17 protein-coding genes are annotated in these 17363 nt (G+C 71.2%); 16 read left to right on the top strand and 1 reads right to left on the bottom strand.

The genetic code is table 11. The features are described from left to right. Positions 1–24: 24 nt before the first annotated feature. Together JSX79_RS04065 and JSX79_RS04060 are read left to right on the top strand one after the other, a co-directional pair. Entirely contained in the window at positions 25–432 is a 408-nt protein-coding gene (locus tag JSX79_RS04065) for a hypothetical protein (protein WP_229085236.1), read from the top strand. A gap of 80 nt (positions 433–512) precedes the next feature. Further along, positions 513–1280, top strand: coding sequence for an oxygenase MpaB family protein (locus tag JSX79_RS04060; RefSeq protein WP_267484083.1), 768 nt, complete (start codon positions 513–515; stop codon positions 1278–1280). Here JSX79_RS04060 and JSX79_RS04055 read toward each other — a convergent pair. Continuing rightward, positions 1253–1810, bottom strand: a complete 558-nt coding sequence (locus tag JSX79_RS04055) for an FHA domain-containing protein (protein WP_229085234.1) — start codon at positions 1808–1810, stop codon at positions 1253–1255. The two genes, JSX79_RS04060 and JSX79_RS04055, sit on opposite strands and share 28 nt — an antisense overlap. Positions 1811–1880: 70 nt before the next feature. Between JSX79_RS04055 and JSX79_RS04050 the strand changes: the two genes are divergently transcribed. The 14 genes from JSX79_RS04050 to JSX79_RS03985 all read left to right on the top strand — a co-directional run bounded on the left by JSX79_RS04050 (position 1881) and on the right by JSX79_RS03985 (position 17346). Beyond that, positions 1881–2174: a WXG100 family type VII secretion target gene (locus JSX79_RS04050; RefSeq protein WP_070417742.1), complete on the top strand. Its 294-nt coding sequence runs from the start codon at positions 1881–1883 to the stop codon at positions 2172–2174. A 106-nt stretch (positions 2175–2280) separates the two neighbouring features. Beyond that, positions 2281–2574: a hypothetical protein gene (locus tag JSX79_RS04045; protein ID WP_070417741.1), complete on the top strand. Its 294-nt coding sequence runs from the start codon at positions 2281–2283 to the stop codon at positions 2572–2574. After that, on the top strand, positions 2574–3857 hold the full coding sequence (locus tag JSX79_RS04040; RefSeq protein ID WP_229085233.1) for a WXG100 family type VII secretion target: 1284 nt from the start codon (positions 2574–2576) through the stop codon (positions 3855–3857). Before JSX79_RS04045 ends, JSX79_RS04040 begins: the two co-directional genes overlap by 1 nt. A gap of 17 nt (positions 3858–3874) precedes the next feature. Next, positions 3875–4486, top strand: coding sequence for a hypothetical protein (locus JSX79_RS04035; RefSeq protein ID WP_229085232.1), 612 nt, complete (start codon positions 3875–3877; stop codon positions 4484–4486). After that, entirely contained in the window at positions 4483–4956 is a 474-nt protein-coding gene (locus JSX79_RS04030) for a hypothetical protein (RefSeq protein ID WP_229085231.1), read from the top strand. The genes JSX79_RS04035 and JSX79_RS04030 overlap by 4 nt, the downstream gene beginning before the upstream one ends. Next, positions 4949–6430, top strand: coding sequence for a hypothetical protein (locus tag JSX79_RS04025; protein WP_229085230.1), 1482 nt, complete (start codon positions 4949–4951; stop codon positions 6428–6430). The genes JSX79_RS04030 and JSX79_RS04025 overlap by 8 nt, the downstream gene beginning before the upstream one ends. Continuing rightward, positions 6427–7002, top strand: coding sequence for a hypothetical protein (locus tag JSX79_RS04020; protein WP_092385215.1), 576 nt, complete (start codon positions 6427–6429; stop codon positions 7000–7002). Before JSX79_RS04025 ends, JSX79_RS04020 begins: the two co-directional genes overlap by 4 nt. A gap of 254 nt (positions 7003–7256) precedes the next feature. After that, complete coding sequence (locus JSX79_RS04015; protein ID WP_229085229.1) at positions 7257–8471, top strand: hypothetical protein; 1215 nt, start codon at positions 7257–7259, stop codon at positions 8469–8471. After that, on the top strand, positions 8468–9058 hold the full coding sequence (locus JSX79_RS04010) for a hypothetical protein (protein WP_229085228.1): 591 nt from the start codon (positions 8468–8470) through the stop codon (positions 9056–9058). The genes JSX79_RS04015 and JSX79_RS04010 overlap by 4 nt, the downstream gene beginning before the upstream one ends. Further along, positions 9055–9609: a hypothetical protein gene (locus JSX79_RS04005; RefSeq protein ID WP_229085227.1), complete on the top strand. Its 555-nt coding sequence runs from the start codon at positions 9055–9057 to the stop codon at positions 9607–9609. The genes JSX79_RS04010 and JSX79_RS04005 overlap by 4 nt, the downstream gene beginning before the upstream one ends. A 207-nt stretch (positions 9610–9816) precedes the next feature. Continuing rightward, positions 9817–14187 carry an FtsK/SpoIIIE domain-containing protein gene (locus JSX79_RS04000; RefSeq protein WP_229085226.1) on the top strand — a complete coding sequence of 1457 codons (4371 nt, stop codon included), beginning with the start codon at positions 9817–9819 and terminating at the stop codon, positions 14185–14187. A gap of 50 nt (positions 14188–14237) precedes the next feature. Next, complete coding sequence (locus JSX79_RS03995) at positions 14238–15068, top strand: phosphoribosyltransferase family protein (protein ID WP_071294777.1); 831 nt, start codon at positions 14238–14240, stop codon at positions 15066–15068. After that, the gene (locus JSX79_RS03990; RefSeq protein WP_083403192.1) at positions 15065–16648 is read left to right on the top strand and encodes a nicotinate phosphoribosyltransferase; all 1584 of its coding nucleotides are present in this window, start codon (positions 15065–15067) and stop codon (positions 16646–16648) included. The genes JSX79_RS03995 and JSX79_RS03990 overlap by 4 nt, the downstream gene beginning before the upstream one ends. Next, positions 16645–17346, top strand: coding sequence for an NUDIX domain-containing protein (locus tag JSX79_RS03985; protein ID WP_229085225.1), 702 nt, complete (start codon positions 16645–16647; stop codon positions 17344–17346). Before JSX79_RS03990 ends, JSX79_RS03985 begins: the two co-directional genes overlap by 4 nt. Positions 17347–17363 lie beyond the last annotated feature (17 nt).

Here is a 17363-nt window from a genome sequence, read left to right as displayed (position 1 = left end):
AGCACGGCCCAGTACGATCGGGCCGTGCTCCGTCGCGTCCAGGACAGTGTCCGCAGCATGCCCGCCGTGGCTCGGCTGCTGGCCCTCGCATCGCTCCTGCTCGTCGCGGCCGCAGCACACACGGGAGTCCGGTCCGGTGTGACCGACTGCGGTCCGGGCACGTACGGACCACCGTGCGGCACGAACGTGCTCTGGGTGCCGCTGGTCGTCGCCGGGGTGCTGCTCGCGGTGGTCGCCGGATCGCCGAGCCACCTCTGGCCGCTCCCGGCGATCTGGCTGGTCGCCGTCCTGGTCGCCGCCGCCACGGGGCAGGTCGGGAGCGCGGCGTTCCTCGTCGCCGCGCTGGTGGGCGGGACGCTCGCGCTCGCCGCCGCCATCGTGATCGACGTGCTCCCCCGCCTCCGCGCCGGACGGCGCGGGCCACGACCGTGAGCGGTCGCCGGACGGGAGGAACGGGGCCGGGCCCGCACCGTCCCTCCAGTCCGTCCTCGGGCGGGGTCCCGGAACGCGACCTGCGTCGGTTCCTCGCCGACAGCACGCCCGTGGCCGCCGGAGGCCGCGCCATCCTGCTCCAGATCGCCGACCCCGTGGTCGCAGCGGGGGTCCGCCGGCACTCGGACTTCGCTCGACGGCCGCAGCAACGGCTCGCCCACACCCTCACGTTCGTGTACGCGGTGGTGGTCGGCACCGACGCCGACGCTGCCGTCGCGGCCGGCTTCGTGGACCGCGCCCACCGGCCGGTCGCCGGAGCCGACGACGTGGACCGGCAGCTCTGGGTGGCCGCGACCCTGTACGACTCCGCGATGCGCGCCCACGAGCTGTTCGGCACGCCAGCGGGACCCGCGCTCGCCGGACGCGTGCTCGACGCCTACGCCCCGATCGGCACCGCGCTGCGCGTGCCGGCGGACCGTTGGCCGGCGACCGTCGCCGACTTCGACCGCTACTGGACCCGCACGCTCGCCGGGCTCCGCGTCACCGACGACGCCCGCGGCGTCGTGCGCGACCTGCTGCACCCCCGGCTCGCGCCGCTGTGGGTGCGGGCCGCGATGCCGCTCGTGCGGGTCGTCACCGTCGGGATGCTCCCGGACGCCCTCCGGTCGCAGTACGGCTTCGCGTGGGGGCCGCGCGAACAGCGGCGCTTCCGGCGGACCGTGCGCCGGGTACGGGTCGCCCGGGCGATCCTGCCCGGGTGGCTGCTGCGGCTGCCGGGGCCGCTGCTCCTGCGCGCGATGCGGCGGTACGCGGCCGGGGGTCAGCCGGCGAGGACCCGGACGGCGTAGTCGCCGACCATCACCACGTCACCGGGTCGGGCCACGACCTGCGCGCCACCGACGCTCGGCTCCTGCGCCCCGGACGCCCGGACCACCACCGTGCCGTTCGCGGAGCCGAGGTCCTCGACCACGAGTCCACCGTCGCCCGTCGGCCGGATCGCGGCGTGCTCGCGCGACACCGAACGACCCGGGTCGTCGAGCAGCACCGCACGCCGTCCCGGTGCCGTCGCGACCTTGCGCCCCAGGACCACCGGCTGGTCGAGCGGCACCACGTTGCCCGGTGCCACCTCGAGCACGAGCCGCGGCACCACGCCGATCGTGGGGAGCGGCTGGTCGGTGTGCACCACGGCGTCCGGCTCGCGGTCGGACACCGGTGCGCTCGGCAGCACCCACGCCCGCGACAGGTGACCGGCCTGCCGATCGCGCTCGACCTCGGCGTGGGTGACGACCGGACGCTCCGGTGTCCCCTCGTCCTTGCGACGTCGTGCCACGGTGTACCCCTCGTTCTGGTTCTTGTCCCCACCTGGTGCGAGATGCAACGGAATCAAGTATCGTCGAACCGCCGGGGGGCTCCCGGTACATCAAATACCGCATCGGGAGGGTATGCACATGGCAAACGTCAACGTCACCTACGACGATCTCCGCAACCAGGCTTCGCAGCTGCGCAACGGCCAGAAGTCCATCGAGGACCAGCTGAGCCAGCTCAAGAGCCAGATCGACAACCTCGTGTCGTCGGGCTACGTCACCGACAAGTCGTCCAAGGCGTTCGACGCGACGTACTCGGAGTTCAACTCCGGCGCGACGCAGACGATCCAGGCGATCGACGGCATGGCCGGGTTCCTCGAGAGCGCGGCGAACACGCTCGAGTCGACGGACGAGCAGCTCGCTTCGAGCATCGGCTAGTCAGGACCAGCACGACGGTGGCCGGCGCCTGGGGGTGCCGGCCACCGCTCTCGCCGCAGGGGCGGCGTCGAACGACCAGCAGCAGTAGGAATCCACCGGGGGAACCGTGGCCGGCACCATCAAGCTCGATCTCGACCTGATCGGGAATCTCGCATCCGACCTCTCGAGGCTGCACGGCGACTTCCAACACGTCGCCTCTGCCGCATCCGACTACAAGACCGGCATCGGCTCGATGACGGTCGGCAGTGCGATCGACGACTTCGCCGGCAACTGGGACATCCGGCGCGGGCGCCTCCAGGAGTCGATCAAGGCCGTGGCCGAGATGGCCGAGAGCGCGCACGACGGCTTCACCCAGACCGAGGTCGAGCTCGCGAACAAGATCCTCGGGAAGGACAGCTGATGGCACGGCCCAGCGACTGGAGCGCCGTCGACATGCAGCTCGACCCGGTGCCCGGCGACCCGGCCGAGATCCGGCAGTCCGCCTCCGGTGCCCGTTCGATCGAGCAGGCCATCACCGAGCAGGTCAACCGCCTCAACAGCCTGAAGGACGGCGAGGGCTGGGAGAGCGAGTCGGGGACGAAGTTCCGCGACTCCGCCGGAGACCTCGCCGGCGCCATCGAGAAGGCCAAGGGCCGCTACACCGAGCTCGCCGCCGCGCTCGACCAGTGGGCGGACGGGCTCGAGGGGCTCCAGCGCGAGGCCGACGCAGCCCTGCTGCAGGCGCAGGACGCGCGGGACGCGCACCGCGCTGCCGCGAACCAGACCATCACGGCCGAGGCCGACAGTCCGGAACACCAGGACCAGGTCGACGCGCAGGACCGGGCGCTGAGTGCGGCGCAGGGCGACATCGACGCGGCGAAGGCGATCATCCACCGGCTCGCCGGGCCCTTCGGCGAAGAGGGCGAGTACGGGGAGCTGGCCGGTCGGGTCGCCGATCGCATCCGACAGGGCGCGGACGACGGGCTGAAGGACGGCTGGTTCGACCACGTGAAGCAGGCCATCCACGGGGCGCGCGGCGTGCTCAACGTCATCAAGGATGCGCTCGACGCCGTCGGCGCCGTCCTTCTGGTCGTCACCGTGGTCGCGGCCATCTTCTTCCCCGTGGCGCTCCCGGTGATCGCCGCCATCGGGCTCGCTGTGGCCGGCGCGAAGCTGCTGATCACGGCAACGCAGGCGGTGGCGGGTGACGCGAGCGCGGGGGACGTCGGCAAGGACGCCCTCGGCTTCGCACTGGCCGGGGTCGGGTTCGGTGCCGCCAAGTACGCCGGCTCCGCGATGGGGCTGCTGCGGGGCGCAGTGGGAGAGACACGTGCAGCATCGGCTGCCGCTGCGGCGCGAAACGCGAACGCCGGAGTGGGCGGCGAGCTGAGTGCGTTCCTCCGGGGTGGCGATGCCGGCATCCGGGAGGCAGAAGCGGTCGGACGGAAGCCCCTCACGGCGTTGCTCGACACGTACGTGACCGGCGGTCTGATGGAGACCGCTCAGGTCCTCAAGCTCGCGCCGGATTCCGCCCTCGCACGCGAGGCAGCGACGCGCGCAGCGCTGGCCAACGGTGTCGTCGCCGGCTCCGGACTTCCCGGTCTCCCGGATCTGCCGGAACCCGTGGTGAACGTCGTCTCCGCCGCCACGGACTGGAACGGGTACTGGAAGTCGAAGAGCGAGATCCACGTCGGTTCCCTGTGACGCAGTACCGAGTCCTCTTGCCCGACGGGTGGTACCGGTACCCGGTCGACGGCGATCCGAAGCGCGCTTCGCGAGCGTTCGCCGATCGTCACCTGGTCCTCCGCGGTGGGGACGACCCGACGGCTGTGGAGGCACGGCGCCGCGCGCGCGACGACATCCGCTCCGCCTTCAGCACGATGGCGAACGCGGGGACGACGGACCTGTACTTCTTCGACGGCCAGTTCGGCGGAGTGCCGATGAACATGTTGTTCACGGTCGGTGTGGTCTACCTCGGACCGACGATCGCCGATCTCGAACTCCCTGCGGTCGCTCCGGTGCTCGGTGCATCGACGACGCTCACGGAGTTGCCCGCGGGGGAAGCACTCCGGGCGCGGTCCGAAGGAGAGATCGACGGAGGAGGATCGCTGCCGGCGTCGCTCCCCGGTGACATCGCCGCGGCGTTCCTCGCTGCATCGGGATCAGGCGGGCCAGCGAGGACGACTCGCGTGGACTACCTCCTGCCGGTGCCGCAGGAGCACGGCTCCTTCGCGCTGATCTCGTTCCAGTGCGCGGGCGATCCGTTCGTGGACGAGCGCGTTGCACACTTCGACATCCTGATGACCGGCTTCGCCTGGGACGGCGGGCGATGAAGTTCACATGGCCACCGACCGACACGCTCCGTCCACTCGACCTCGAAGCGCATCGTCGTGATCCCTCGAGTGCGCCGACGATCATCAGACTCCTCAACGAAACGAATGCAGCAGCAGCCTGGACGGTCCTCGAGGACTCGCGCGAGGTCGGCTGGGTCGCCGTCCGCACGGCCCCGCTCGACGGCCGTCCCGCCGGGGTCGCCCGGGCTGGCCTCCGTGCGCCTGATCCGATCGGGCCGATCGAGGAATCGATGCTCCCCACGAGCAGCGGCGACGCGCTGCGACTGGTCCAACGCCTCGCGCTGGAACGGCCGGACGGCGCAGCCTTCGTCGTGGTCCAAGCATCGTGGTCCTGGGTCGTGGGTGACGAGCTCGTCGTCCTCTCATCGAGCAGCGCCGAACCCGCACTCGCCGAGCTGTTGATCGCAGGCATCGACGCCCTCGCTGCGAAGATCGTCATCGATGCTTGAAACCCTTGCCCGCCCTGCCGCGTCGAGCGACCGGGCGGCCGCTGCGACCAGTGCCATCCGGCTCGTCATCGACGAGCGAGATCGGCTCGTCGTCCTCGACCAGGGCGGTGAACGAACGACGACGGACACCGTCGCCCGCGCCTGGTTCCTGAACGGCGACGTCCTCCCGAGGCACCTCGCGCCCACAGCCAGCAACGGCGCCGTGCTGATCGAGGACGTGAGCGGCAGCCTCTACCTCGTTCCGATCGACGATTGGTGGATGGCTCCCGTCTCCATCGTGCCGAAGGAACTCGCACTCCGCTCGAGCGGTCTCGCCGCGTTGCTCGATCGTTTCGGCACCGATGATCCACCGCCCGGCCACTTCGCCTCGGCCCACGTCCTGACACCCACGGATGAGCGGCGACGCCGCAGGATTCAGAAGATCCTGGTCGTCGTCATCCTGCTCGGACTCGGCGCATTCCTGACGGATGCATTCGGCCCGATCGTGCTGGCGATGACCCGCACCCCCGACGCCCCGGCCTTCGGATGGATCTCGGCCGGTGCAGCCGCCGCCAACGCATTGGTGGTGCTGGTCGTCGCCGCAGGGCGCAGGCGTCGGCCCAGGAGCGCCGACGCGCCGGCACTCCGGCCTGTGGCCGGCCCCTCCTGGTTCCGCAACGCGGCGTCGATCAGCGCGGACGACCAGGGTCTCGTCCTCGTCGACGGGCAGGGCATCGCGCAACGGTTGGCAACACCGGATCGGCATCTCGGGCCGGATGCCGTGGTGCGCGCGGCGTTCGTCCACGACGAGGACCCTCGAGTGCTGCTCATCGACGGAACGGACACCGTCCGCGCGCAGTTGCCGCTGCGTCTGTGGGCGCCGTCGCCGGACGAGGCACTCGTCCTCCGAGAGTTCCTGCAGCGTCTCGGTGTCCTCACCGTCGCATCCGACGATCTGCGCAACCAGCCCGCGCTCGCGCTTGACGAGATGCGCAGCAGCCGCGTCGGCCCGTCGTCGCTGATGCTGCCGAACGTCCTGGGCGCCGTACCCGCGTACCCGTTCCTCGCATCGTCGGCCTTCACGACGGTCGTGCTCGCCGGGGCTCGTTCGGCGGGCCCCGGGGACACCGCGACGATCGTCACGGCGCTGTTCGCCGCCATCGCGGTCGCAACGGTCGCCGCGGTCTTCGTCGTCGAATCGAGTTCGCGCCTCCCCGTCGCTCGCATCCGTCCGGAACAGCACGGACGTCCGGACCAGCCAGCGCTCACCCGACGCCACCTCGTCGCTGTGGGCATCCCGCTCATCGGAGCAGCTGTCGCCGTCTGGTACTTCGAGCAGGGCAACATCTTCTCTGCGACCAGCATCCTGCTCCTGGTGCTCGCCGTCCCCCTGGTCTCGTGGCTGACGTTCCGTCGCCGTCGCGCAGAGCGGGGAAAGGCACCGGTCGGGCTCGGACGGTGGATCGTGATCGGAGCCCCGAGAGGAGACGAATGACTCGCCTGCTGTGGAACTACAACCGCGCGTGGACGCTGCTCGACGACGAGGGTGAGGTCGACGAGGTCACCGACGCAGCGGTGGAGCATGCGCTCGCGCAGGCGAAGCAGCGGCCGAAGCGTCGAGAACGCACGGTGCTCCGAACGGTCGTGCGTGACATCGCCGCCTTCCAGACCGCGGCGAAGGCGGAGACCTGCTTCGTGCTCTCGACCACGGCGCCGACGGTCCGAGCGATCGCGTACACGGTCGTGCACACCGTCGCCGGTGTCGACCGCGCGGACACCTTCATCGACGACGCTCGTGCACCGCGGGCGTCCGGCATCGGCGACGCCAGTGTCGGGACACTCGACCTGCCCGTCGGCCGTGCAACGCTCGTGGAGATGCGGGAACGTAGCACCGGCGGCCGGGGGCGGCCGGTGATGCAGGTCGTTCGTGCGATCATCCCCATCGTCGACGGCTTGAACGAGCTCACGGTGGTCGTGTCCTTCTTCGTCCCGGACGAGAACGACAGCGCCCTCGCTCGGCCCATGCTCGATGAGCTCCTCCGCGACCTGCGCATCGACTGGGGGTGAGCGTCATCGACGGGGCGGAGACGGTCGCCCACGCGGCCGTGCTGAGCGACCGACGTGCCGCGCGGGGTCAGCTGGAGTCACTCGCTGTCGTGGACGACCGCTTGTACGGCGTGCGGTCGACGGGCCACCTCGCGCTCACCGGGCGGATCGTGGCCGCTTGGGCCCTCGACTGGTCGGACGTCCCGCGCTCGATCGTCGCGAGTCCCGGCAACGGAGCCGTCGCGATCCGCGACGAGCACGGACGCGAGTTCATCGTGCCGATCGACGACTGGTGGATCACGCCGTCGAGCCCGACGCTCTTGTCCACCGCACTCGATTCGAGCGGTCTCGCGTTGCTGATCCAGCGGTACGGAGCATCGGCAACGCTCAACGGAACCCCACGTCCCACGGTCATCCTTCCTCGGCCACCGGCGTTCTTCACCCGTGCCGAGCTCCTCGTGCGCGTGGCGGTCCTCGGGGGTGGTGCGCTCATCCCGCTCTCCGTCGCCTCCGCGCTCGTCGTGGCAGCGACGGCGCATCGCCTGCTCTGGGAGTTGTGGAGCCTCCCACAGATCGCGGCATCGATCGCTGTCGTCGTCGCTGCCTTCTCGGTGATCATCGGCAGGCGACGGATCACGAGGGAACCGACTGACGCGATCCGACCACACGGACCAGCTTGGTTCACGAGTACGGCATCGCTGTCGGTCAACGGTGGTCAGCAGCTGGAGCTCACCGACGGCCAGGGCATGTGGCGCCGTCTGGAGACTCCCAGTTCGACGCTGTCCCCGATGGCGGTCAGCCGTGTGGTGTTCACCGACCACGCTCGTCGCACTGCTCTGCTGGTCGACGGCTCCGGTACCGTTCGCGCAGAACTGGATGCAGCGACCTGGTACCCGGACGGACCCGACCAGCTGACGGCGTTCTTCAACGCATCCGGCATCCTGACGGCGCATCAACCGGACGTGCGGTCTTCTCCGGCGCAGCGCCTCGACACCCGATCCAGCCTGGACATCGCGAAGGGATCGCTGTCGTCCTGCAACGAGCTCGGGGTCGCACGGGTGACGCCGGTCCTCGTCGCAACCATGTTGCCGGTCCTGGGTTCTGCGACGTCGTTCGCCGCGGGACTGCCCTGGGCCGGTGCACTGTGCCTCGCGCTCGCTGCGACGAACGTCGGCCTCACCTGCTGGCCGGGCTGGACGGAGACGTCTGTGCGCGTCGGCGACCCGACGAGAGTCGCGGTCGACAAGCCCAACCGGATGAGCGGACGGTCCGCAGCGCTGACGATCGTCGTGCTGGCTTCGCTGCTGACCCTGCTCTGGACCGTTCCGGCCCAGCGCTGGGACCTCGTCGTCGCAGCCGTCTTGCTCGCGATGGCCCTCCCCGGTCTCGCTTGGGTGGCGTACCGGCGTCGAGCACTGATCAACGGGAGCGGCCCACTGGCGCTCCACCGGTGGTGGCTCAGCGGCGCATCACGAGGAGAGGAATCATGAAGAACCTGCACTTCCGGCCGATCGACGCCTGGACGTTCATCGAGCCCGGGGCGCCGGATGAAGTCGGGACGGCCGCTGCCACTCGCGCGGTGAGCTTCGCGGAGACGGCCGTGTCGTCGAGGGACCGTGCCCGCCTCGTGCGCGAGTTCAGCGACCTTGCTCGGTACCGCGACACGTTCGAGGCGCCGGACTTCGCCGTCCTCACCACGAACAGACCGTCAGTGCACGTCATCGCGCACACCGCGGTGCACTACCTCGTCGGAGACGGAGCGGCCGACTTCGTGATCGACGACTCCTGGGCGGAGCGCCGCGATGGATCGCTCACTGCTGACCCCGAGGTCACGACGACACGCACCGCGCTGGGTACCGCCACACGGATCCTGCTCAGACACACTTCGGAACCGAGCAGGTTCCTCCGGAGACGATCCGTCAAGACCTCGGTCCGATGGGTGCAGCCGTTCTCCGACGAATCGCTCTCCCGCACGGCCGTGCTCACATCGGTGATCGCGCACGAGAGCAACGTCGATCTCGCGCTGCCGCACGTGGACCGGCTCGCGCTCAGCCTCGAACTCCGGGCGACGTCATGAGCGGCGCCGCGGACCCGACGCCCGTCGGCCTCCCCGACCTCGAGGGCCTCGCCGGAGCGGACTGGTTGGTCGTCCCGATGCCGGAGGACGTCCGGGGCAAGCCGAAGCGCTGGGCGAACTCGACTACCTACCGGCTCTTCCCCTGGTACGTGCGACCGTTCAAGACCGTGGAGGTCATCTTGACCGCTGGGTCGCTCGAGCAGCACTGCAGGATGAGCGCGCCCGACCTCCGGTTCGCGTTCTTCCGCCCGCAACTCACATCCCCGACGGACACGACGACCGTCTCCGTCACCGCGACCGGGGACAGACTGGACGGTACCGGCATCCCGCCCTTCGAGGGCCTCCGCGCCGGCGCCCAGACGGTGTGGGAGCAGACAGCGGAGACGTGGCCGTTCGTCGATGCGACGGGAGCCGTGGTCGCGCGCTGCTGGCGTTTCCGATCCGGCACCCTGACCATCACGGTCACCGGTCTCGGCGATCATGCTGCAGCCTTCGCTGCCGCTGAGACGTCCCTGGAGGCGTTCGTCCGACGCATCCACAACGCGAGGTGAGCGCAAGGCTGGACGCGTCGCAGGTGAGCCGACCCGCTCCCCCACACCGCGCCTCCAGTCCGACCGCCCATCCACAAGCCGGACGCAACCCGGCCTGCACGTCGCAGGAACCTGCGAGAATCGACCCATGAGCGGCAGCACGACGCTGCGGGGGGCCTCGACGGGGTGCTCCGCGACGACCAGGACCCACGACGTGGCAGGTGCCGCGTGCGCCTGACGTTCACCGCTACCCACCTGCCGACCGACGCCACCGCGGACTTCGTGGTCGAGTGCGACGAGGACACCGTCCTCGGCGAGGTCGTCGAGATCGTCGCCCGTCGCTTCGGCCTGAGCGCCGAGTCCATCGTCGAGGTCGCGGTCGACGCCGTCCCGACGACCCCGCACGCCCGGCTCGGTGACGGTGTCCTGCGCGAGGGGTCCCGCCTGACCTTCGGCGCCCCCGCGCCGGTCCTCCCGCTGCCGGCCGACCTGCCGAGCGTCCGCATCGTGGGCGGGCCCGGAGCCGGCACGGTCGTGGTGCTCGACGCGGGCATCGCACACGTCGGTTCCGCTCCGGACGCCACGGTGCACCTGCCGGACCGCACCGCCCCGGAGTACGCGGCGATCCTGCGCCTCGACCTCAACCGGCGGTTCTCGATCATCCCGACACGCGGCTCGCGCGTCCTCCTCGACGGTACGGAGCTCGACGAGGAGACGCCCGTCGAGCCCGGCAGCGTCGTCACGATCGGCGACACGCTGCTGTCGGTCGCGGTCCCCGACGCCGACCGGGCGGCGATCACGCTGACACCAGGTGGCGGGACGCTCGACTACACCCGGCCGCCGCGTCTGCTGCCGGAGGAGACCCCGACGGTCTTCAAGCTGCCGGCGGCGCCGGGGCAGCAGTCGCGCCGCTCCATCCCGATCATCGCGGCGCTCGCGCCGCTCGGCATGGCGGCCGTGATGATCTCGATCTTCCACAACGTCGCGTACCTGGCCTTCGGCCTCATGTCGCCGATCATCATGTTCGGCAACGCCTGGTGGGACCGCCGCAACGGCAAGAAGACGCACCGGCAGCGGGTGGCCGAGTACGAGGAGACGAAGAAGGCGGTCGAGGCGGACGCCCTGGAGGCAGTGGTCCGGTACCAGCGCGAGTCACGCACCAGCGCGCCCGATCCGGCGACGGTGCTCGACATCGCCCTGCGCCGTCGCGCCCGGCTGTGGGAGCGTCGGCGGACCGACCCCGACTACCTCACGCTGCGCGTCGGCACGGCGGACGTGCCGTCCGGCGTCGTGCTCGAGGACCCGGCAGCGCTGGAGCACCGGCGGGCGGTCGACAAGCTGGCCGAGGACGTGCCGGTCGTCGTCGACCTCGGCGAGCACGGCGTGGTCGGTGTCGCCGGGCGCGACGAGCACACCAGGCACCTCACGTCGTGGCTCGTGGCGCAGCTCGCGGTGCTGCAGAGCCCGCGGGACACCCAGTTCGTGGTGCTCACCGACGCGCAGTCCGCCGACGAGTGGGCCTGGCTGCGATGGGTGCCGCAGGCGCGACCGGGCTTCGGGCAGGACGCCGTCATCGCGATCGGCAACGACGCCGAGACGCTGGGCGCGCGGGTCGCCGAGATCGGGCAGCTCATCGACGCACGGCAGCGGGCGATGCGCGAGTCGAACGTGCGGGGGATCCCCGGTCCCGACGTGGTCGTGGTGCTCGACGGCGCTCGACGGCTGCGCGCACTGCCGGGCCTGATCCGCATCCTCAAGGAGGGCCCAGCGGTCGGTGTCCGGGCGATCTGCATCGAGGAAGAGGCACGCCTGCTGCCCGAGGAGTGCTCGGTCGTCGTCACGGTGGGTCCGGAGCGCATCCGTGTCGCCGCCCAGCGTCAGGCGACGGTCACCGACGTCCGACCGGACCGCATCCCGGACGGCTGGTTCGAGACCGTCGCCCGGGCGGTGGCGCCGATGGTCGACGCCGACGACGAGAGCGATGCCGGTGGGCTGCCGTCGTCGTCGCGACTGCTCGACGTGATGCTGCTGGAACCGCCGACGGCGCGGGCGATCACGGGCAAGTGGAACGTGCGTGCGCGCACCACCGAGGTGGTCGTGGGCGAGAGCCTGGACGGCCCGTTCGCGTTCGACCTCCGCAAGGACGGCCCGCACGGCCTGGTCGCCGGCACGACGGGGTCGGGGAAGTCCGAGCTCCTGCAGACGATCGTCGCGTCCCTGGCGGCGACGAACACCCCGGAGGGCATGAACTTCGTCCTCATCGACTACAAGGGCGGTGCGGCGTTCCGCGACTTCGCGCCGCTGCCGCACACGGTCGGCATGGTGACGGACCTCGACACGCACCTGGTGGAACGCGCCCTCGAGTCGCTCGGCGCCGAGCTCCGTCGCCGCGAGCACCTGCTGGCCGACGCCGCCGCGAAGGACATCGAGGAATACGTCGACCGCCTCGTCCGCGGTGAGCCTCTGCCGCCGATGCCGCGCCTGCTCATCGTCATCGACGAGTTCGCGAGTCTCGTGCGCGAACTCCCGGACTTCGTCACCGGCCTGGTCAACATCGCACAGCGGGGACGGTCACTCGGCATCCACCTCATCCTCGCCACGCAGCGTCCGACGGGTGTCGTGTCGAACGACATCCGCGCCAACACGAACCTCCGGATCGCGCTCCGCGTCACGGACTCGAGCGAGAGCACCGATGTCATCGACGCCGGTGACGCGGCGCAGATCCAGAAGAGCACGCCCGGCCGCGGGTACATCCGGCTCGGTGCCGGCGCGCTGCTGCCGTTCCAGGCCGGTCGGGTGGGCGGCCGGCGTCCGGGGCTGTCGACCGGACGCAAGCAGGTCTGGGCCGAAGCCGTCTCGTGGTCGTCGCTCGGCACCACCCCGCCGGCACCACCGAAGTCGAAGGAGCTGCAGGCAGAGGAACGCACCGACCTGCAGGAGCTCGTCGGTGCGGTGGCCGAGGCGGCGACCGAGCTCGGTGGACCGGCCCCCTACCGTCCGTGGCTCGACGCCCTGCCGGAGACGCTGCTCTTCACCGACCTGAACGACCGGGCGTGGGAGCTCGACGACAGCAGCACGACCGATGCCCGGGTCGGCCCGCTGCCCTTCGCGCTGCAGGACTTCCCGGCCGAGCAGGCGCAGCGCGTCCGGAGCCTCGACCTCGACTCGGACGGGCACCTCTACGTGGTGGGTGCTCCACGGAGCGGTCGGTCGCAGGTGCTCCGCACGATCGCCGCCGCGGTCGCCCGGAACACCTCGGCAGCCGACGTCCACGTGTACGCGCTCGACTGCGGCAACGGAGCGCTGCTGCCGATCCAGGCCCTCCCGCACGCCGGCGCCGTCGTGCAGCGCGTGCAGACCGAACGCGCGCAGCGTCTCCTCACGAAGCTCCCCCAGGAGCTCGCCCGCCGGCAGCAGGTCCTCGCCGACGGCGGGTTCGCGAGCATCGTCGAGCAGCGGGCGGCGGCGGTCGTGCCGGCCGACCGGCTCCCCCACATCGTGTTCATGCTCGACCGGTGGGAAGGGTTCGTCGGCTCGCTCGGCGAACTCGACCACGGCGCACCGACGGACCAGGTGATGACCCTCCTGCGCGAAGGGGCGAGCGTCGGCATCCACCTGGTGGTCACCGGGGACCGTCAGCTCCTGTCGAGCCGGATGGCGACCCTGGTCGAGGACAAGCTCGTCCTCCGGCTCTCCGATCGCGGTGACTACGGCCTCGCGTCGCTCAACCCCCGCAAGCTGCCCGAGCAGGTCCCTGACGGACGGGCGTTCGCGTCGGAGTCGGCCACCGAGACGCAGATCGCCCTGCTCGCCGCCGCCGGCACCGGCCAGTCGCAGGCCGCGGCGATCACCGCGCTCGCGACCTTCGCGACCGAGCGCGACCGCGCGGTCGAGCGTGCCCGTCGGCCGTTCCGCGTCGACCAGCTGTCCGGGCCGGTGCCGTTCGACCGGGCGTGGGAGATGCGCGACGACGACGCCGCCCTGTTCGGCCTCGTCGGCATCGGCGGGGACGACCTCACCGCCATCGGGCCGGACCTCGCGGCCGCGGGCTCGTTCGTCGTGGGCGGTCCCGCGAAGTCCGGTCGGAGCTCCGTCCTGCTGTCGATCGCACGGTCGGTGCTGCGCGAGGGGGGCGAGATCGTGCTCGTCACCCCGCGGCAGTCGCCCCTGCGCGCCCTCGCGTCCGAACCCGGCGTCCTCGGCGCGCACGAGGGCGTCGACGTCACCGAGGCCGACCTCGCGCCGCTGTTCGACGGGCAACCCGGCCGCCGGGTCCTCGTCATCGACGATGCCGAGCTCGTCAAGGACGCACCCGCGAAGAGCTGGCTGCAGGGCTTCGTGAAGAGCGCGGCGGACAACGGGCAGGCCATCGTCGCGGCGGGGTTGACGGCCGAGTTCGGCGTCGGGTTCACGGGCTGGCAGGTGGACATGAAACGACGTCGGTCGGGCGCCCTCCTCAGCCCGCAGGCGATCACCGAGGGCGACCTGCTCGGCATGCGCCTGCCGCGCAGCAGCATCGTCGAACGTGTGCAGGTCGGCTCCGCGCTGGTGCACCTCGGCGACGGCGAACTGGTGTCGGTGCAGGTTCCGGTCCCCTGATCGCACCCCGGTTCTTGTCACACTGACAAATACCGTGGTACGGTCGGGTCATGGCAGTCGAACTCAGCACCCGGACCACCCGGGGCACCCAGGCGACACCGACGTTCTCCACCATGCGGTTCCCCGCGGGTGAAGCACACGTCAAGGTCGCACACGACGCCGACGCGGGGGACCTCATCGAGATCGCGACCCTGCGCGGCACGAACGGCGACGACCTCCTCATGCTCGGCATGTGGGCGGACGCCGTCCGGCAGCGCGGATCCCGGTCCGTCGCCCTCGTCCCGTACCTGCCCGGCGCCCGGCAGGACCGCGGCCTCCCCTTCGGCGCGAAGGTCTACGCGGACGTCGTCAACGGCTTCGGGATCGACCAGGTCATCGCGTTCGACCCGCACTCGCCGGTGATCGTCGACCTGGTGGAGCGCCTGACCGTGGTCACGAGCGAGACCGTCGTCCGCGACCAGGTCGTCGCCGGCTCGGACTACAGCGGGATCATCGCCCCCGACAAGGGCGCGGTCGCGCGGGCCTCCGCCGTCGCCGACGCCTGCGGGCTGCCGGTGTTCCGCGCCGAGAAGCACCGCAACCCGGACACCGGCAAGCTCGACGGCTTCACGTGCGAGCCGCTGCCGGACACCGGTCGCCTGCTCGTCGTCGACGACATCTGCGACGGCGGCGGCACGTTCATGGGCCTCGCGACCGCGACGGGGCTGACGAAGGACCGCCTCGGCCTCTGGGTGTCGCACGGCGTCTTCTCCGGCCGGGCCCCGCAGCTCGCCGAGCACTTCGGGGAGATCGTCACGACGGACTCCTACCCCGCGCAGAACGCCATCGAGGGCCTGCGCACGATCGAACTCACCCCCTACCTGACGGAGCAGATCCGATGACGCAGACCGACACCACCACGACCGGCACCACCGGCATCGCGCCCCGCCTCACCGGCCCGAGCCCGATCGCCCCGCTCCTCGCCGTCGACGGCTACAAGCACTCGCACCGGCAGGTCTACCCGGCCGGCACCACCCGGATCCTCATCAACTGGACGAACCGTTCGAACGCGCACATGCCCGAGTCGACGCACGCCGTGGTGTTCGGCCTGCAGGCGTTCATCCAGCGCTCCCTCGTCGAGGCGTGGGCGCCGTTCTTCGCCGCGGACGAGGACGAGGTCGCCGGCCTGTTCGAGCAGGCACTGCAGGGGTACTTCGGCCCGAACCACATCGGCACCGACCACGTCCGGGCACTCCACCGCCTCGGGTACCTCCCGCTCGAGATCCGCGCGCTCCCCGAGGGAACCCTCGCCCCGATCGGCGTCGCGACCCTCACCGTCGAGAACACCGTCGACGAGTTCTTCTGGCTGCCGAACTACATCGAGACGGCCCTGTCGGCCTCGATCTGGCACCCGTCGACCGTCGCGACGAAGGCACTCGAGTACCGCGACCTCATGGAGGACTGGGCCGCCCGCACCGGCGCCGACCCGGCCAGCATCGACTTCGCCGCGCACGACTTCTCCTTCCGGGGGCAGTCGAGCATCGAGTCGGCCGCGGCCGGTGGCGCCGGGCACCTCCTCTCGTTCCTCGGCACCGACTCGATGCCGTCGCTCGACTTCATCGACCGCTACTACCCGGGTGACAACGGCTGGGTGGCCGCGAGCGTCCCGGCCACCGAGCACAGCGTGATGTGCGTGCGCGGCGCCGAGGGCGAGCTGGCGACCTTCGAGCAGATCCTCGACGTGTACCCGACGGGCATCGTGTCGGCCGTGAGCGACGGGTTCGACCTCTTCAAGGTGATCACCGAGACGCTCCCGCAGTTGAAGGACCGGATCACGGGTCGCGACGGCAAGCTCGTCATCCGCCCGGACTCGGGCGACCCGGTGGACATCGTCACCGGCACCGTGCACGGGGTCGACACCGCGGCGCTGACCGACCCGGCCCGCAGCCACGAGGAGAAGGGTGTCGTCGAGCTCCTCGACGAGATCTTCGGGCACACCGTGAACGACCAGGGCTTCAAGGTCCTCGACCAGCACATCGGCGTGATCTACGGCGACAGCATCACCCTCGACCGTGCCCGCCGCATCTACGAGCGACTCGCCGCCAAGGGCTACGCGAGCGACAACATCGTGCTCGGCATCGGCTCGTACACGTACCAGTACATGACCCGCGACAACCTCGGCAGCGCGGTCAAGGCCACCTGGGCGCTGGTGGACGGCGAGCCCGTCGACATCCAGAAGGACCCGAAGACGGGCAGCGGCAAGAAGAGCGCGAAGGGCCGGATCGCCCTGCACCGCGACGAAACCGGCGAGATCCGCCAGACCGACCAGGCCACCGCAGAGGACGAGGCGACGAGCCTGCTCCAGCCCGTGTGGGTCGACGGCCGGTTCCGGGTCCTGCAGTCGTTCGCGGACGTGCGGGAGACCCTCCGCCGCGAACGCACCGAGCGCGCCGACCGCGCGGCCCGTCGGGCGACGGCGTGACCGACGCCACCTCGGCGGCCCGCGACCAGCCGCTCATCGCGATCGACGTCGTCCCGATGTCGTTCACGACGAGCGACGGGTTGCGGGTCGCCACCGCGCGTCGGCAGTACGCGCCGTACGGGGGCCAGGAGGCGCTCCCCGGCGTGCTCCTGGAGGGTGCGGAACTCCTCGCCGACGGTGCACGACGCGCACTGCGGACCAAGACCGGGATCGACGCGGCGACGGTCCGGCACCTCGCGCAGATCGGCGCGTTCGACGGACCCGACCGCGACCCGCGGAGCGCCGCGATCAGCGTCGCCTTCCTGGCCGTCGTGGCACCGGCGGTGACGACCCCGACGCCGGCCGCGGCGGCCGCTGTGGTGGCCCCGCCCTCGGCCGCGGGACCCGCGGTCTGGCGCGTGCCCGGGGGAGACGACCCGCGCCTCCCGTTCGACCACGACGCGATCATCCGAGCCGCCCTCGACCACGTCCGTACCCGGATCTGGCGCGACCTGCCGCTCACGCGCGCGTTGCTCGGCGAGGTGTTCACCACCTCCGACGCCTCCGCGCTGCAGACCGCACTGACGGGCGTGCAGCCGGACCCGGGCAACACGAACCGGGCGCTGCGGACCAACCCGGCGCTCGTCCGGGCCGACGCGTCGGCCACGGCCGCGGTCCGTGGCGGTCGTCCCCCGGCAACCTGGACGTGGGTGGACTGATCGCGGTTGGGTGGGGG

Origin of the sequence: Curtobacterium sp. GD1 (genome assembly GCF_020882855.1) — a bacterium.
Taxonomy (GTDB): Bacteria; Actinomycetota; Actinomycetes; order Actinomycetales; family Microbacteriaceae; genus Curtobacterium.
Note: the sequence above shows the minus strand (reverse complement) of the source record. Positions and strands in the feature narration are given on the sequence as shown.

Excerpts from the sequence above, each read along its gene's own strand:
- JSX79_RS04030 (WP_229085231.1), top strand. The coding sequence starts at position 4,483 with ATGAAGTTCACATGGCCACCGACCGACACGCTCCGTCCACTCGACCTC.
- JSX79_RS04020 (WP_092385215.1), top strand. The coding sequence starts at position 6,427 with ATGACTCGCCTGCTGTGGAACTACAACCGCGCGTGGACGCTGCTCGAC.
- JSX79_RS04010 (WP_229085228.1), top strand. The coding sequence starts at position 8,468 with ATGAAGAACCTGCACTTCCGGCCGATCGACGCCTGGACGTTCATCGAG.
- JSX79_RS04025 (WP_229085230.1), top strand. The coding sequence starts at position 4,949 with ATGCTTGAAACCCTTGCCCGCCCTGCCGCGTCGAGCGACCGGGCGGCC.
- JSX79_RS04005 (WP_229085227.1), top strand. The coding sequence starts at position 9,055 with ATGAGCGGCGCCGCGGACCCGACGCCCGTCGGCCTCCCCGACCTCGAG.
- JSX79_RS04050 (WP_070417742.1), top strand. The coding sequence starts at position 1,881 with ATGGCAAACGTCAACGTCACCTACGACGATCTCCGCAACCAGGCTTCG.
- JSX79_RS04040 (WP_229085233.1), top strand. The coding sequence starts at position 2,574 with ATGGCACGGCCCAGCGACTGGAGCGCCGTCGACATGCAGCTCGACCCG.
- JSX79_RS03995 (WP_071294777.1), top strand. The coding sequence starts at position 14,238 with ATGGCAGTCGAACTCAGCACCCGGACCACCCGGGGCACCCAGGCGACA.
- JSX79_RS03990 (WP_083403192.1), top strand. The coding sequence starts at position 15,065 with ATGACGCAGACCGACACCACCACGACCGGCACCACCGGCATCGCGCCC.